Below are 14,829 nucleotides of genomic sequence, written 5' to 3'. Positions count from 1 at the left end.
GAGGAGGGGGTTCGGCTCCGGCACGGTTCGAGCGTAACCGCGCTGATGCGGCGAGTCATGGAGCTGCGTGCCCCGGCCTGCCCCGATCTGCCCCGCGTGATGCCCTGCACCGGCCGCTGGGACCGGTCGACTCTGAGTACATGGGTGCGATTGCGATCGTGACGATGCTGGGGGCCGTCGCCGTTGGCCTGGTCTGCTGGCTCGGTCACCACGTCCGCCGCGAGACGCTGCGCCGCCGTCAGGCCGACCGCGTCCGCGCAGCGCTGGCCGGCCGAATCAGCGTGGCCGAGCTGCGGGAGCGCTGTGGCGCTGACTCGCTGCCGCTTCTCCCGACTCCGCGCACGGCGGTCGGCGACCCCGACCCGGCCGCCGAGCGCGGTTCCATCTCGGAGCGTGCCGCATGACTCTGATCGTGCCGGGGTCTCCGGAAGCCGTCGCGGTGGGACTGTTTCCGGTGGTGCGGCCGTTGCTCGACCTGAAGGGCGGCGGGTGGACGTTCCTGCCCTACCAGGAGGGACAGGCATTCCTGGACGGCTTTCACCGGTGGCCGGGCGGCTGGGTCGACTCAATCAGGTTTCACGACGAGGGCGACGCGCTTGGTATCCGCGTGGACCGCGACAACGCGATCGTCTGGGAACTCACCGACTCCCTTGCGGTGGTCGTGAACGAGCTGCTGTTGCTGCCGACCCCCGAGGATCGACTGGCACCACGACTGGCTAGGGGGACGGGACCTGCCTGACTTGATGGGCAATGTCTGTGGCCATGTCGACTAGATGAATCGGAGCTGAGGACCTGGTTCCAGCCGCACAGATCGTGTGCGCTCCCAGCTGCTGCTCTCGTCGTCCACATCAAGGCAGCGCAGGTACACCTGGACAACCATCGGCTTCGTGATGGTCGGGGCCACCACCTCGATCTCAAAGCTGTCGTTGGTCATCATTGGCTGGGGCTCGTAGTCACCAGCCTGAATCCCGCCGACGTGATCGCCATCGCTTCCAGGCGCAGAAGAGTCAGCCGTCCAGCTTGGCCTTACCGACACGACAGGTGGACCAGAGAGCATCGTCACCGTCAGCACCCTGGAGTTGTTCCTCTTGCCGGTCTCAGCCACCGAAAACTGCGGTCCCCTCCGTTCGTGCCGCTCGGCGTTCTCGGCTTCGAGTGCTTGCCGCATGATTTCCACCTGCGCTTCAGCCGCACGGACCGCCGCCGCTGCTTCAGTTACTTGGTCTTCCGCCGTCCGCAGTGCTTGCCGCGCGGTGACCGCCTGCTCTTCGGCCGCGTCAGCTGCCCGGTCGGCCGTTCCAAGCGAGAGCATCGCGTGAGTGGCCGACTTCTCGCCTGCGGCGGCCTGCCTCGCAGACAGGCCGAGCGCCGTAGTGGAGTTGTCGGCCTGTACCTCGGTCGCCTTGCGTGCCTTGCTTGCTTCCCGCACCTGCATGATGGCGATGACTACCGCGACGATCGCGACGGCCACCGCTGCTAGCGCGATCCAGTCGCCCGCGTCGAACAGTGGCTCGGCCGCTTCTCTGCCCTGCATCGTCGTCCTTGTCTCGGCGTGTTGATGAGGACAGAAGGGTAAGGCCGAGGGATAGGACGAGGCCGCCCTGACGGAGGGCCAGGGGCGGCCTCGTATCGCGGTGTGCCGTCAGCTCGGGCAGTTCGCCGCCGGAGGCGACGTACGAGCCGGGTCAGTGGGCGTCACCGAGTTCGCCCCGAACAGGTAGGCCACGAAGCACGCGGCGGCGACAAGTGCGAGCCAGCGGCCGGGGCGAAACTCGCGGGAGCTGTTGATGGTGGGCATGGGTTCCTCTCTGATTTGGCCGGCCTCGGCGGCGTGCCGAGGGGTTGGAACAAAGCCCTGTTCGGGGCTCATGCGGGGGTGCTGGAGGGGAACCAGGCTGACCGCGCTGGAGGTCGGAACGCGCCGTGTTTGCGCATGCCAGTGCGGTCAGTGGCTCAGTGGTGGAGGTCGGAACGGCTGGAACCGGGGCCGGTCGTGTGTGCCGACCCCGTTCCGGCCTCAAGCGCCGTAGATCACCTGTCGAACGGCGTCGATGTCGGCGACGCTGACGGGGTTGTCGTGGCCCGGCATCCGGCGCTTGCCCGCCGAGGGCACCCCGGCGGCGCGCAGTGCTTCCCCGAACGGCTTGGTCTCCCAGCCGATGCGGGCGGCCAACTCGCCAGTGGGCACCAGGCCGCACTCGTCGCCGATCACGTCGGCCAGGAGCGCCAGGACCTCGGGCAGCTCGTGCACCAGCTCGGCGTCCACGGCCTCCGGGACGGTCGCGGTCACCTCGTTGGCCAGGCGTTCGGTCGCGGCCGGGTCCAGCGTGGCCAGGTCGTGGTCTCCGGCGGCGTCACCGGTGAGGGTCCCGGCCTGTTCGCGCAGCGCCCGGCCGCGCTCGCACGCCGCGCGGATGGCCGCGATGTGCAGCAAGTGGGTCCGCACGGTCACCGCGTCCCCGGCGGACAGCTCCGTTTCGCCGTCCGCACCGAGCAGCAGACCCACGCCCTTGTGGCTGGTCAGCAGCTTGGAGGCGTCCATCCCCGCCCGGTAGGTGCCTGCACCGAGGATGGTCTCCGACGCCTGGTAGGTCATGACCTTCAGCGCGAACCGGGTCCCGAGCTGGCCGCGCAGACCGTCCGGGATCACCTGGGCGTCGGGCTTCTGCGTCGCCAGGACCAGCGAGTACCCGGCGGCGGGGCCGGTCTTGGCGATGTAGGTCAGCAGCTCGCAGATCCGCGTCCCCACCTTCTTGCCCTTGGGGTTGTCGAGGTCCAGCGGCACGTCCAGGCCCAGGAAGTTCTGCACCTCGTCAATGCCGATGACGGTCAGCGGCATCCCGTGGGCCGGGTCGCGGGTGATCTCCGGCGTCACCTTGGACTCGGGACACAGCTCGTCGTCCATCTCGCCCAACCGGTCGAACCGGTCGGCCACGTCGGCGGCGCACTCCTCCAGCACGCTGATCAGTCGCCGGGCGTCGGCCTCCCTGGAGCCGCGGATGAACCGGTGCGCTACCTGCTCGAACGGCCGGAAGTCCTTGCCGCCCTTCCCGTCCGCGATGATCACGCGCACGTGCGGGTCAAGAGCGGCGGCCGTCAGCGGCAGGCGGGCGACGAACGTCTTGCCCTGGCGGGGAATCGCGCCGATCAGCAGCGAAGTCCACACGACCGGCAGGTTCACCACCGCACCGCGCGCCGTGGTGCCGAACGGAACCGGCTGCCACAGGTCCCAGGCCGACGCCGTGGCCAGAGGGCTGGGGACCGGGTCAGCGCCGTACGGGTCGGCGTCGCCCACCCACAGCGCCAGCCGCCCGGCGTGGCCGGCATCGCCCCGGACCCGCTCCACGATCAAGCGGACCTCGTCTACCGCGAGGGCGGAGGCCAGCGCCTCGCGCTTGCTGATCACGTCCGACGCCTTGCGTGACGGCGGAAGGTCGATGGTCAGCGCCCACCCGGTGCCGTCGTGGCGCGGAGCCTTGACCAGCATCAACGACTCATCTCGTCCGATCAGCTTGGCCTCACGGAACGCCACCACGAGGTGGTCTCCGTTCATCAGCCACGCCAGCGAGCGGGAGCCGAGGCGGGTCGTGCGTCCGCCAGCGCCGTCCTTGCGTCGTCCGGCCACGGCCAGCGCCGCCGACAGCGCGCCGCCCGTGATCAGCAGCGGCAGGGAACCGGCGGTCAGCTCCGTGACCAGCATGCCGAGGCCAGTCACCCCGCTGCTGACCAGCGAGATAACACCCCGGCGGCGGCGCACGGCCGCGATCTCCTGCCACTTGTCGGCCAGCCGGTCGGCCGCCTTCGACGCCTCATAGAAGTCGCTGACCCGCACCCACGCCCACCAGGTACGAGCCGACACCGCCAGGCCACGCCCGACAGCCGCCGGGTACCGCACCGGAACCAGGACCATCCAGCCCGCCAGCTCCGCGCCCGCCTGCCGCGCGGACTCGGGGGTCTGCCACTGCGCAGGCAGGCGAGACACCGCCGAGTCAGCGAGCTGCCGCGCCTTCGAGCGCCGGTACTCGGCCTCGGTGATCAGCTCCCCGTCAAGCACGGGCGGAGTGGCGTCCACCGCCGTGTTCTCCTGGCGGGCCTGGGGCGCGTCGGCGGCGGCCATGCTCGGGAACGGGATCAGCTCGCCGCCCGTCTCCGCGTCCTTGTAATAGGGGGCGCTCACGCGGCACCTCCGCGCAGTGCGTCCCGGACCTCGCGGGCGGTGTCCGTGCCGCACTCCAGCACCTCGCGGAGCCGAGTCGCGGACGGGTTGGCGGGCAGCTCCCCGGCCGCGATCATCCGGCGGACGCGGTCCACCAGGACGGCGGCGCGAGGGTCGGTAGCCCCCTGTTCCTCGATCTCCAGGCGGGGGGTGTTTTCCCTGTACTTCGGGCCAGTAGGGCTCGGAGTAGGGGAGGCCACGGTGCCGTGGTCGAGGGCTGCGAACGCGGACCAGATGATGGGCAGTACGGCCACCGCGCCGACGGCCACCAACGGGCCGATCGCGTGCGCCAGGAGCTGCATCGGGTCGAACCGGTCGGCCTGCCCCGGCAGGTACGGCCACACGTTCAGCGTCAGCGTCACCAGCAGCGCGCCGTACTCGACCACGGTCAGGTGGCGGTGGTGCAGCGCACGGCCACGGGTGGCCAGGAAGGCACGCGCTCCGACGATCACCAGCAGCACGGCCGAGATCACCGGCTCCACCGCCCACGCGCCCCACCAGGCCGCGCCCTGCTCGGTCATGGTGCGGGTCAGCGTGTGGTGCACGCCCGTGGTGGACCAGGCCAGCGCGCCAACCAGCGCCGTCAGGGCCACGGTGGTCAGGACGGAGCGGATGCGGGCGGCCTGCCAGGCACGGGCGGCCGGGTCCTGCGCCAGCTCGTGCAGGCGGGCGGCCTCGGCGGAGCGCTTGCGGCTGCGACGCACACGGTCGGTGTCGACCAGCAGGGGAGCGGTGTCGGCCTGCAACTCCAGCAGGGCGTGCGACTCGGCCACCTCGGCGCGCAGCTCGCGGACCCGCTTCGATGCGGGCAGTTCGTCAGCCGACCGTCCAGCCGGGGCGTGTCCGGCCACGAACTTCTCCAGCTCCGCCACAGCGCGCTCCACGTCGTCGTCACTCGGTTCGGGGATGGGGATGGGAGTGCTCACCGGGCACCCCCGGACCTCTGCGGCGCGCAGCGCGGGCACGAGGTGGAGTTGACGCGGTCCTTGTCCGTCCAGATGACGCGGGCGCTGATCGGATCACCGGGCCGGGCGTCGCACTGCCCGCACTCCGGCGGCACCGTCGAGCGCCCGCCGGGCGCGCTCGACGCGGGATGGTTCTTAGGACGGTTAAAGGACGGTTCGGGTGCAGTGTTTGCACCCCGTGCCGTCGCTGTTTGCACCCCGTGGCCCCGAGTTTGCACCCCGTGCTGGTCAGCGGGGCGCAGACTCTGCACCCCGTCCTGGGGGTTATCCACAGGCCGGTCAGTCCTGTGGACTGCCAGGTCCCAGCCGCGCGGGCGACGGTCGGAGCGCTTCACGTACGCGGCCACGATCGTGGGATCGGACGCGCTGATCAGCTCCAGCTCTTCCAGCGCACGCAGCGCGTACTGGACGGACCGCTCAGAGAGGCGGGTGTACCGGACCAGCGTGGACACGGCCGGGAAGGCGTTGCAGCCGTCGGGACCGGCGTGGTTCGCGAGGCTCAGCAGAACGACGGCCAGAGAGGAGGCGTCGCGCCGGTCGCGAGGGATGGGGGCGTGGTTGAGCGCCCACGTGATGGCTTCGAGGCTCACGGCGTCACCGCCGGTCGGGGCTCCTGGCACGATGAGTGCACGGCTTGGACCTCCGTTGTCCAGGTCGAGGCCCCGTCTTGGTGTTCGCGCACCGGGCGGGGCCGCCTTGTTCTGGGAGGTGGCCCGCCAGTTCAGCTACTTCACTTTGCTCGCGGTCGCCTGGACCCTCGCCGACCTGGCCGAAGCCGACCGCCCAACCCAGGACCACGTGGCCGCAGCCCTCCAGTTCCGAGAACGCCGAGCCCCCTGACCCACAGCACCCCCAAGCCGTCAGCCGCGGAGCTTCGTTCTCCGCCCCAATCCGCCGGACGCGGAGCTTCAACGCCCCGACTCCGCGTCCGGCCCCAGCAGAGCAGGCGCTCGTCCCCCTGCGAGCGCCCGCTCACCCTCCACCCCGCCCGCCCGCAGCGGCCCCCAATGCAGCTGGGCGCGGAGTCCCACTCCCACTCCGCGCCCAGCACCTTCCACCGAGACGTTCGGACGCCTGTCCCAACCCCGGCGTCCGAACCACCGGACGTGAGCCTCGAGCCTCGGCTCATGCCCGGTCCCGAGCGGGTCGCCCGCCCTTTCCCCAGCGGGCGACCCGCTCACCAACCACCTCGCACGCTCTGCACCCTCGACAAGGAGCCCGACCATGACCTCACTCTCGATCCCGGCCAGAACCCCCTTCACGGCCGCCGTACCGGCCTTCCCGCAGTTGCAGTGCACAGTCCGGAAGCGCACATCCGGTGCCAGCCCGCCAAATCCGTGGCGCCCGGCCCCTTGGCACCGCTGGCTGCCCTGGTGGTGGTTCCGTTGACCAGAACGCCAACCACCCCGCACACCACGTCGCCGACCACTGCGCCCGCCGCCCCGGCCACCGTCCCAGCGCCCAACCTGGCCACCGAACCCGCCGCAGAGCCGCCCTGCGCACCCCCGGCCGAAACCCCACCAGGTGGCTCCGCAACCACCTCGCTCACCGCGCCGCCGCCCACCGCACGCGCCGCCGAGCGCGTCGTGCCACCCAGCGCGCCCCCGGTCGGTGCCCCACCCACTGCACCTCCCATCACCACCCGGCCCGCCGCATCGCTGGCTGCTCCGGCCGCCCAGCAGGGAGCCACACCGGCCATCACCGGAGCCGTCGATCCGGCCGCCGTCCCGGCAACCAACCTGGCCACCGAATCGGCCGTCGTGCGCGTCGTGCCACCCAGCGCGCCGCTGGCAGGCAACCCGCCCACCGCATCTCTCATCACCGCCCGGCCCGCCGCATCGCTGGCTGCTCTGCCTGCCCTTCAGGCCGCCGCATCGGCCATCACCGGAGCCGTCGACCCGGCCGCCGTCGCCGTGAGCACCCCGGTCACCGAATCGGCCGTCGTGCGCGTCGTGCGACCCAGCGCGCCGCTGGCAGGCAACCCGCCCACCGCATCTCTCATCACCGCCCGGTCCGCCGCATCGCTGGCTGCGCCGACTGCCCATCGGGCCACCACGCCAACCGCCGGCCCGGCCACCGTCCCAGCGGCCAACCCGGTCACCGACGCCGTTCGCCTGGCAAGGGCCTACCTGTCCCGCGTCGCGGAGCCCTTCCCGGCGGCGCTCGCGGCGCTGGTCGCCGAAGTCGGGCCGATCGAGGCCGCGGAACGCGTGCGCGCCGGCGAAATTTCGCCGTCCGTGGCCAGTCAGACGTCTGCGCGGCGGACGGAGGAGCGGGCTCACGCGGACCTTGCCGCCATCGCCAAGGCCGGTGGGCGGCTGGTCGTTCCCGAAGACGAGGAGTGGCCGCGTTGGCCGTTGCTCGCGCTGGAGAACGTGGACGCTCGGCGGTGTGGAGGTGAGCCGCTCGCGTTGTGGGTGCGTGGGCCGCATTTCCTCGCTGACGCGGTCGACAAGGCCGTGGCCGTGGTCGGGTCGCGGGCCTCCAGTGGGTACGGCGAGCAGGTTGCCGGCGAGTTCGCCTACGGGTTGGCGTTGGCCAGCATGACCGTTGTTTCCGGTGCCGCGTACGGGATTGACGGTGCTGCCCACCGCGGTGCGTTTGCTGCCGGCGGGCTGACGATCGCGGTGCTGGCGTGCGGGGTGGACGTGGCCTATCCCGCTGGGCACCAGGGACTGCTCGCCAAGGTCGCGCGGGAAGGCCTGATCGTCAGCGAGTACCCGCCCGGCGTGATGCCCGCGCGGCATCGGTTTCTCACTCGCAACAGGCTCATTGCGGCGTTGGGCGGCGGCACCGTCGTCGTGGAGGCCGGGCGGCGTAGCGGGGCCAAGAACACGGCTGCGATCACGCTCGCGCTGGGACGACCGCTGATGGTGGTGCCTGGGCCTGTGACGTCGGCGAGTTCTGTTGGTTGCCACGAGTTGTTGCGGGACGGGCGGGCGGTGTCGGTGAGTTCGGTCGCCGAGATCGTGGAGTCGGTGGGGCGGTTCGGCGACGACCTGGCCACCGAACCCGCCGAGAAGGAGAGCGACCTCGGCGCACCGCACGGGGAGGCCATGCGGGTGTACGAGGCCCTCGGGAAGCGGAACGGGGTCAGCGACGAGGTCGTGTCGGTCGAGTCCGGGGTGCCGTTGGAGCGGGTGCGGGCGTTGTTGCCCGAGCTGGAACTCGCCGGGCTGGCGCTTCAGCTCGACGAGGGCTGGCAGAAGCTGGAGATGAGGTGAGGTTTGTCCACTGTGGACGGACGAGTCAGCGGGTGCGGAGGTAGCGCGGGACGACGAGCGCGGCCGCCACGACCACGGCCGTGAGGATCGACCAGAACGTGACGCCGAAGTCCCTCGCGACCGTCACCGCGACATCGAGCTGCTGCGTCGAGGACTGGCAGATCGGCAGGTTCCTGGCTTCCTCGGTCGGACAGCCGAGGTAGACGCCACGCAGCCTGGCTGACCAGGTCCACAAGACCGCGAACAGCCAGCCGCCGGCCACGCAGGCGCAGGGCACGGCATACGTGAGGAAGGAGGGCATTCGAGAAGCGCTCGGGTCGGTGCGTCGCCATGACGTGCCGAGGGCGTCGAGCCACCAGCAGAGGCCGAAGGTTCCCAGAGCGAGGGCGAGGAGCACGGATGGTGCGATCGGGACGCCGATCGGAGCCTGGTCGAAGATCCGGGTGTAGAGCGGCAGGTGGCTGCCGATCACCAGGCCGGCGAGCAGCGCGGCGGCGGTGAACAGAGGGCGCAAGCGGTTGCGGTCTTCCTGCCAGGCGCCGCGCCACAGGCTGAAGGCCGCGAACAGCGTCAGCGGGATGCCGATCGCCACGCCGGTGATGATCGGGGTGCTCCTGTCCTCGGCGTCGCCGCTGAGGAGCATGTCCTGCAGCGTCACGAAGGCCGTGCCCGCCGCGGCGGCACCGAGCGACACCTGGCCCATCGGTGAGGCCAGCAGGCGCAGCGGGTTCGTCAGGGCCTGGGAGCGTTCATCGGCTCCCGGGTGATGGCGCAGCCAGGAGCGGACCACCGAGCGGGTCTGGTCGGTCTCGTGCGCCTTCACGGCGGCCAGGAGGCCTTCCACGCCGAACTCGGCCGCGTGCAGGTCGGCGGCGTGTTCGCGGGCGCGCAGGAAGGCGCGGGCGATCAGTTCGGTGACGAGGGTCAGTGCGGCCAGGCGCAGTGTGCTCACGAGGAAGGAGGTGACGTCGCCGCGGTCGAGCAGGACATCCAGCCACAACACCAGCAGGGCGAAGAAGCCGGTGGAGAGGTTCGAGAACCGCAGGACGGTGGCCAGCTGGTACCACCAGAGGTCGCCCGCGTGCACGTGGGCGAGTTCGTGGCGGACCACGGCGTCGAACACGGCTTTGCGTTCGCCGGGCATCGAGTGCAGGGCCAGGAGTTCCGGTCCCAGCACGACGATCGGCTTGCGCGGCGCGCCGGTGACGTAGGCGCGGCTGCCCAGGCGTTTGCCGAGGCGGACGTCCACGTGGCGCGGCGGGTTCACCTGCCGCACGAGTTCCGCCACGGCCTTGCCGGCCTCGCGGAGGCCGGTGTCGGCGATCGGTGTGGAGCGGCGGATGCGGACCGCGGTGTAGAAGCCGTAGGCGGCCAGGCCCGGCGTCAGGAGCATCTGCAGTTTCTGCAGGTAGGAACCTGCGCCGCCCTGTTCGAGGCCGGACAGCCAGTTCGCGACGAAGAAGACGTTGAGCAGCACCGTCACGGTGAGGAGGAGAAGCAATAGGACCATCTCGGACGGTAATGCCCTGGGGTTGACCTGCGGCTTCGCTTCCGTCATCCGGAGGTGTCACCGGCCTCGCGTCTGGTGTCGCTGCCCTGGTCGTTGTCGCGGAGCACGAGTGCGGCGATGACGGCGTCCGCGAGCGCGTCGGCCTTCTGCTGCTCCATGCCGAGCGAGAGAGCGCGTTCAAGCGCTGTCTGACGCACCTCGGCGAGCTGGGCCGTGGTCAGTGGCGTGGACGGCAGTTCGAGGGGCGTGGCGGGCTTGCCGCGGAGCTTTCGCCACGCTTTGCGCACCGCGTTGGTGGTGCCGTCGCTGACGGCCTTGCCGACGTTGTCGGAGACAGCGGTGATCACGCTGCCGGACACGAGGGCGATCACCGGGGTCGCCATCGCCACGATGTCGCCCAGACCGAAGCCCAGCGGGTCGTCGTGAGCCTGGCGCAGGCGGCGTTCGGCCTGCTTGGGGCTCTCCAAGTAGGGAGCGGCGACGATGTCGAACGAGGACAGCTCCTCGGGAGCGATCTTGCGTACGACTCGGCGAGCGAGTTCATCGGCTGTTCGGACGGTGGTGCTGGCTGCCATCACTACTCCGAAAGGTGATCTGTGCGTGCCGCCAAACCCCTGCTCGTCACAGGGAGTTGAAACGTTATCGTGTTCCCGATCATGAGAGCGCTCTCAAATGGCGCGGGGGTGTGGCGATACTTGACCAAACGCCCCGACTGGCGCAGCGTCTTGGCCTATGTCCCCGCCGCCGCATGGTCGGACACGTCGTGTCGATCTCGTTCGCCTGCGCGAAAAACTGCCGGTGAACGTGGAAGACGTGGTGCGGCAGTACGAACGGCACCTGATGTTGGAGCGTGATCTGTCGCCCCACACGGTGCGCGCTTACATCGGCGACGTCGTGGCATTGCTTGGACACGTGGCGGGGAATATTCCGGAAAACGCAGATGTCGAGCGCATTGACCTGACCAATTTGCGGTCATGGCTTGCCGCGCAACGCACAGCGGGTGCGAGTCGTACGACACTCGCGCGCCGCGCTGCTGCCGCGCGCACGTTCACCGCGTGGGCGCACAGAGCTGGGCATTTGGCCTCGGATCCGGGGCCTCGGCTCGCTGCTCCGCGACCGCATCGGACGTTGCCGTCGGTGTTGCGCGAGGACCAGGCCAAGGACGCGATGAGGGCCGTATCCTCTGGCGCGTCCCAAGGTGATCCGGTTGCGCTGCGTGATCAGGCCGTGGTGGAGTTGCTGTACGCCACAGGTATCCGCGTGGCCGAACTCTGTGGTCTTGATCTCGACGACGTGGACTACTCCCTAAGGGTGATTCGAGTTCTGGGCAAAGGTGGACGCGAGCGCAGCACGCCGTTCGGCGTGCCGGCCGAGCGAGCGCTGCGGCGGTGGGTGGACGAGGGCAGAAACGCCCTGGTAGCACCGGATTCACCACCGGCGGTGTTCCTGGGCGCCCGCGGCGGCAGGCTGAACCAGCGAGCCGTTCGCACTCTTGTGCACGAGGTCGTCGCCGTCGTGCCGGACGCACCGGACATCGGGCCGCACGGGTTGCGCCACTCCGCCGCGACCCATTTGCTGGAAGGAGGAGCGGACCTGCGCACCGTCCAAGAACTGCTTGGTCACGCTACGCTCGCAACGACTCAGCTTTACACACACGTCACTGTCGAACGGCTGAAGGCGATCCATGACCGAACCCACCCCCGTTCCTGACGCCGCAGGGGGAGGATCGCGTACGGCGACCGTGCCCCCTGAACCCGTCCTGCCCGCACCAGTGTCGAAGCAGGCGAGCAACGGGCACCGTCAGAACGGCGCGCCACGCACCGAGGCGACCCCCGAGCCCGGTGCCAACACGCATGTCAACGGCACGCCCGCGGCCGTTCCGACTGCGGTGACGCGCGCGGACGTGCGGTCCGGTGACGACGTCGAGGCCGGCATCGTCGCGCTGTGGCGCAGCTACGGCGAGTCCCGCGAGCAGAGCCAGCGCGACCGCCTGGTGCTGCACTACGCGCCGCTGGTCAAGTACGTCGCCGGCCGCGTCGGCACGGGCCTGCCCGCCCACGTGGACGTGGCCGACCTGATCCAGTCCGGCATCTTCGGCCTGGTCGACGCGATCGAGAAGTTCGAGCCGGAACGCGGCCTCAAGTTCGAGACCTACGCCATGCAGCGCATTCGCGGTGCGATCCTCGACGACCTGCGCTCCCAGGACTGGGTGCCGCGCTCGGTCCGCAGCCGCGCCCGCGACGTGGAACGAGCCCTCGAACGCCTCGGCGCCAAGCTGCAGCGCACGCCCACCGACCGCGAGCTCGCCGCAGAGCTCAAGATCGGCCTGGCCGAACTGCGCGAGCTCTACGGCCAGCTCCAGCTCACCAGCGTCGTCGCCCTGGACGAGCTGATCGCCCCGAACAAGGGCGGCTCCTCCCTGGCCGAATCGCTCCCCGACGACGCCGCGGAAGACCCGGTGGCGAGCCTCGTCGACCAGGACAGCCGCCGTCAGCTGGCCGACGCGATCGCCCAGCTGGCAGAACGCGACCGCGTGGTCGTGACCCTCTACTACTTCGAGAACCTGACCCTGGCCGAGATCGGCAAGGTCCTCGGTGTGACCGAGTCCAGGGTCTGCCAGCTGCACACCCGCGCCGTCCTGCGCCTGCGCACCAAGCTCAACGAGCAGTCCGAGGCCTGACCGCACCTCGTCTCATCCAGCAGCCTGGCGAGCGCCGGGCTGCCGGACACCCGTACCGAGAAGTCGTACGGGGCCTCCTCAAGGCGGCTTGAACCCCTTTCCGTCCGTTGCCAGGGCGAATTCACTCGAACGGGTGGCCCTTGGCCCTGCTCCAAGCACACCCTGTGCCCACTCGGGCATCGAGGCGAACGCCGGACCCCGCAGTCGGGCACCGAACGCCCATGCGCGCTGAGCGCCGAACGAGAGCAGCGCTCGTCGTGCTCCGGGCGAACCGCTGTACCGAACCGCGAGCAGCTCGCGAACGGCCGGTCTGCGGTCGTATGGCGAGCGGTCAAGCGTCGCGGGAACCGGGCAGCAGGCGAACGCCTGAACCGGGAGTCGGGCAGCGAACGACCAGGTGCACCGAGCGGATGCCGCACGGGAACAGCGGTGGTCGTGGGGCTGGCGAGCCGCGGTGGCGACAGGCGAGCCGCTCGCGGACGGTTGGACTGCGGTCGCGCCGCGGGCGGTCAGGCGTTGCGGGAGCGGCGCAACGGGTGAACAGGTGGGCCGCGGGAGAGACGGGCCGGGTGACCTGGAGTCGGGCAACGAACGACCGGGTGCGCCGAGCGGATGCGGAACCGGAACAGCGGCGGTTGTGGGGCTGGCGAGCTGCGGTGGCGGCAGGTGAGCGGCTCGACGACAGCGGACTGTGGTCGCGTGTCCAGGCGCCGCTGGAACTCGAGCACGGGGTGAACGCTTGAACCGGGGCAGTGCACGACGGCGGGCGCTGAGCGCTGCACGAATGCCGAACGGGAACAGCGGCGGTCCGGCGGCTGGCGAGCAGCTTGACGACAGCCGGACTGCGGTTGCGTGTCCAGGAGCGAGCAGCGGGTAGACGCCTGAGCTGGGAGTTGGGCAGTGCACGACTGCGGGCGCCGTGGGGCTGGCGAACGGGAGCGGTCGTGGGGCTGGCGAGTCGTGGTGGCGATGGGCGAGCCGCTCGCGGACGTTTGGTGGGCGGCGGGCGGCGCGGGAACCGCGCTGCTGGGGAACAGGTGGGCCGGGAGACGGGTGGGGTGAGCGGACGGCCGTCTCCCGGCCACCTGGCGGGCGCTGGCGGCGGCGTGTCGGGGTGCGCCGCTGCTTTGCCGCCGTGGGAGCGGCGGCAAGCGCCCTATCGGAGCGTCGCGCGGGGGACAGTGCCGCGTGACGGAGGTGGCTAGCCGCCTCGGGAAGGTGTGGTCAGGGGGAGCAGGCGGACGCGGCCCGTGCTGAGCAGGCGGAGCGGGTCCAGGTACGCGTTGGCTCGGCGGGCGCCCCAGTGCAGGCAGGGGGACGAGCAGTGGCCCGGCTGCAGGTGGCCGATCACCTCGCCGCGGCGTACTGGGCGGCCCGGCGTGACGGTGGGGGCGATCGGTTCGTAGGTGGTGCGCAGGCCGTTGCCGTGTTGCAGGGACACCAGGGTTCTGGCTGCCACCGCGCCTGCGAACACCACTGTGGCGTCGCCCGCTGCCAGGACCGCTGTGCCGGCGGGCGCGGTGAGGTCCACGCCTCGGTGACCGGGGCCGAACGGGGAGGCCGGCGCCTCGAACGCGCGCACCACCGAGTGGGGCGGTGGCAGCGGCCAGGCGAACCGGACCGGGGCGGGGGCCAGGAGCGTCGAGACGAGCAGTGCGGTGGGGAGGAGGGGCATGGGGTCAACGGTGGCGGGAGGGCGTGGCGGGGACCAGCGGGTATTGGGGATCTGTGGATTACTCGCCGGTTGTGGACAACTACCCCCTGCGAGATGGGGGCGATTCGAAGTTTGTCGGGGGTGGGGAGTAGACTTTTGGGCGCGTCCCGTCTGTGCGCGGGACGACTTCGCGTGCCAACGCAGATCCGACCGGCTGATCCCAGCTGGGTCGAGTCACGACGTTCGACGGTCCCGACGGAGCAGAGATGTTCCGTGGGTACGAACGGCGGCTTCGGCACCAGGGCTGAAGGCCGAACCCGGCCGGAAGCGAAAACCGAACTGACGCGCAAAGGCGAGACCTCGCGCGTCCCGACAGATGAGGTGCGAACCGGCCATGGCCGTCGTAACCATGAAGCAGCTGCTTGACAGCGGCGTGCACTTCGGGCACCAGACCCGGCGCTGGAACCCGAAGATGAAGCGCTACATCACTGAGCGCAACGGCATCTACATCATCGACCTGCAGCAGACGCTGACCTACATCGACCGGGCTTACGAGTTCGTGAAGGAAACGGTCGCGCAC

At 70.5% G+C, this 14,829-nt stretch carries 15 protein-coding genes; 7 read left to right on the top strand and 8 right to left on the bottom strand.

Going from position 1 to position 14,829, the window contains the following annotated elements:
• The first annotated feature begins 140 nt into the window (after positions 1 to 140).
• Both ACH413_RS46950 and ACH413_RS46945 read left to right on the top strand, forming a co-directional pair.
• On the top strand, positions 141 to 404 hold the full coding sequence (locus tag ACH413_RS46950; protein ID WP_360047352.1) for a hypothetical protein: 264 nt from the start codon (positions 141 to 143) through the stop codon (positions 402 to 404).
• Positions 401 to 739, top strand: coding sequence for a hypothetical protein (locus tag ACH413_RS46945; protein ID WP_360047351.1), 339 nt, complete (start codon positions 401 to 403; stop codon positions 737 to 739). Before ACH413_RS46950 ends, ACH413_RS46945 begins: the two co-directional genes overlap by 4 nt.
• 30 nt (positions 740 to 769) lie before the next feature.
• Here ACH413_RS46945 and ACH413_RS46940 read toward each other — a convergent pair whose 3' ends face one another.
• The 5 genes from ACH413_RS46940 to ACH413_RS46920 form a co-directional block, all read right to left on the bottom strand.
• Positions 770 to 1,534, bottom strand: coding sequence for a hypothetical protein (locus ACH413_RS46940; protein ID WP_360047350.1), 765 nt, complete (start codon positions 1,532 to 1,534; stop codon positions 770 to 772).
• 108 nt (positions 1,535 to 1,642) lie between these two features.
• Positions 1,643 to 1,798: a hypothetical protein gene (locus ACH413_RS46935; protein WP_360047349.1), complete on the bottom strand. Its 156-nt coding sequence runs from the start codon at positions 1,796 to 1,798 to the stop codon at positions 1,643 to 1,645.
• A gap of 219 nt (positions 1,799 to 2,017) precedes the next feature.
• The gene (locus ACH413_RS46930; protein WP_360047348.1) at positions 2,018 to 4,177 is read right to left on the bottom strand and encodes a cell division protein FtsK; all 2,160 of its coding nucleotides are present in this window, start codon (positions 4,175 to 4,177) and stop codon (positions 2,018 to 2,020) included.
• A complete protein-coding gene (locus tag ACH413_RS46925; RefSeq protein WP_360047347.1) occupies positions 4,174 to 5,142 on the bottom strand; it encodes a hypothetical protein in 969 nt (322 codons plus the stop codon). Before ACH413_RS46925 ends, ACH413_RS46930 begins: the two co-directional genes overlap by 4 nt.
• A complete protein-coding gene (locus tag ACH413_RS46920; RefSeq protein WP_360047346.1) occupies positions 5,139 to 5,771 on the bottom strand; it encodes a helix-turn-helix domain-containing protein in 633 nt (210 codons plus the stop codon). The genes ACH413_RS46925 and ACH413_RS46920 overlap by 4 nt, the downstream gene beginning before the upstream one ends.
• On the opposite strand from ACH413_RS46920, the gene ACH413_RS46915 reads away from it, so the two are divergent.
• Complete coding sequence (locus tag ACH413_RS46915) at positions 5,728 to 6,021, top strand: hypothetical protein (RefSeq protein WP_396426192.1); 294 nt, start codon at positions 5,728 to 5,730, stop codon at positions 6,019 to 6,021. The genes ACH413_RS46920 and ACH413_RS46915 overlap by 44 nt on opposite strands.
• Positions 6,022 to 6,566: 545 nt before the next feature.
• Positions 6,567 to 8,405 (top strand): DNA-processing protein DprA, encoded by a 1,839-nt coding sequence (gene dprA, locus ACH413_RS46910; RefSeq protein ID WP_360047345.1) that lies wholly within the window; start codon positions 6,567 to 6,569, stop codon positions 8,403 to 8,405.
• Positions 8,406 to 8,430: 25 nt separating this feature from the next.
• Here dprA and ACH413_RS46905 read toward each other — a convergent pair whose 3' ends face one another.
• The gene (locus tag ACH413_RS46905; RefSeq protein ID WP_360047344.1) at positions 8,431 to 9,888 is read right to left on the bottom strand and encodes a M48 family metalloprotease; all 1,458 of its coding nucleotides are present in this window, start codon (positions 9,886 to 9,888) and stop codon (positions 8,431 to 8,433) included.
• A 71-nt stretch (positions 9,889 to 9,959) separates the two neighbouring features.
• On the bottom strand, positions 9,960 to 10,490 hold the full coding sequence (locus ACH413_RS46900; protein WP_360047343.1) for a hypothetical protein: 531 nt from the start codon (positions 10,488 to 10,490) through the stop codon (positions 9,960 to 9,962).
• 157 nt (positions 10,491 to 10,647) lie between these two features.
• Here ACH413_RS46900 and ACH413_RS46895 point away from each other — a divergent pair, with 157 nt between their 5' ends.
• Positions 10,648 to 11,625, top strand: coding sequence for a tyrosine recombinase XerC (locus tag ACH413_RS46895; RefSeq protein WP_360047342.1), 978 nt, complete (start codon positions 10,648 to 10,650; stop codon positions 11,623 to 11,625).
• Entirely contained in the window at positions 11,600 to 12,595 is a 996-nt protein-coding gene (locus ACH413_RS46890) for a FliA/WhiG family RNA polymerase sigma factor (protein WP_396426188.1), read from the top strand. Before ACH413_RS46895 ends, ACH413_RS46890 begins: the two co-directional genes overlap by 26 nt.
• 1,201 nt (positions 12,596 to 13,796) lie before the next feature.
• Here the strand turns inward: ACH413_RS46890 and ACH413_RS46885 are convergent.
• Positions 13,797 to 14,270: a M23 family metallopeptidase gene (locus ACH413_RS46885; protein WP_360047341.1), complete on the bottom strand. Its 474-nt coding sequence runs from the start codon at positions 14,268 to 14,270 to the stop codon at positions 13,797 to 13,799.
• A 373-nt stretch (positions 14,271 to 14,643) separates the two neighbouring features.
• On the opposite strand from ACH413_RS46885, the gene rpsB reads away from it, so the two are divergent.
• On the top strand, positions 14,644 to 14,829 hold a 186-nt coding region (gene rpsB, locus ACH413_RS46880; RefSeq protein ID WP_396426186.1), incomplete at its 3' end, for a 30S ribosomal protein S2.

The organism is Lentzea sp. NPDC020367, from assembly GCF_044387305.1.
In the GTDB taxonomy this organism is placed as follows: Bacteria; Actinomycetota; Actinomycetes; order Mycobacteriales; family Pseudonocardiaceae; genus Lentzea.
Note: the sequence above shows the minus strand (reverse complement) of the source record. Positions and strands in the feature narration are given on the sequence as shown.

What these genes read in the sequence shown, in the direction of transcription:
- ACH413_RS46950 (WP_360047352.1), top strand. Translation starts at nt 141, where the DNA reads ATGGGTGCGATTGCGATCGTGACGATGCTGGGGGCCGTCGCCGTTGGC.
- ACH413_RS46945 (WP_360047351.1), top strand. Translation starts at nt 401, where the DNA reads ATGACTCTGATCGTGCCGGGGTCTCCGGAAGCCGTCGCGGTGGGACTG.
- ACH413_RS46940 (WP_360047350.1), bottom strand. Translation starts at nt 1,534, where the DNA reads ATGCAGGGCAGAGAAGCGGCCGAGCCACTGTTCGACGCGGGCGACTGG.
- ACH413_RS46935 (WP_360047349.1), bottom strand. Translation starts at nt 1,798, where the DNA reads ATGCCCACCATCAACAGCTCCCGCGAGTTTCGCCCCGGCCGCTGGCTC.
- ACH413_RS46915 (WP_396426192.1), top strand. Translation starts at nt 5,728, where the DNA reads ATGGGGGCGTGGTTGAGCGCCCACGTGATGGCTTCGAGGCTCACGGCG.
- ACH413_RS46900 (WP_360047343.1), bottom strand. Translation starts at nt 10,490, where the DNA reads ATGGCAGCCAGCACCACCGTCCGAACAGCCGATGAACTCGCTCGCCGA.
- ACH413_RS46895 (WP_360047342.1), top strand. Translation starts at nt 10,648, where the DNA reads ATGTCCCCGCCGCCGCATGGTCGGACACGTCGTGTCGATCTCGTTCGC.
- ACH413_RS46890 (WP_396426188.1), top strand. Translation starts at nt 11,600, where the DNA reads ATGACCGAACCCACCCCCGTTCCTGACGCCGCAGGGGGAGGATCGCGT.
- ACH413_RS46885 (WP_360047341.1), bottom strand. Translation starts at nt 14,270, where the DNA reads ATGCCCCTCCTCCCCACCGCACTGCTCGTCTCGACGCTCCTGGCCCCC.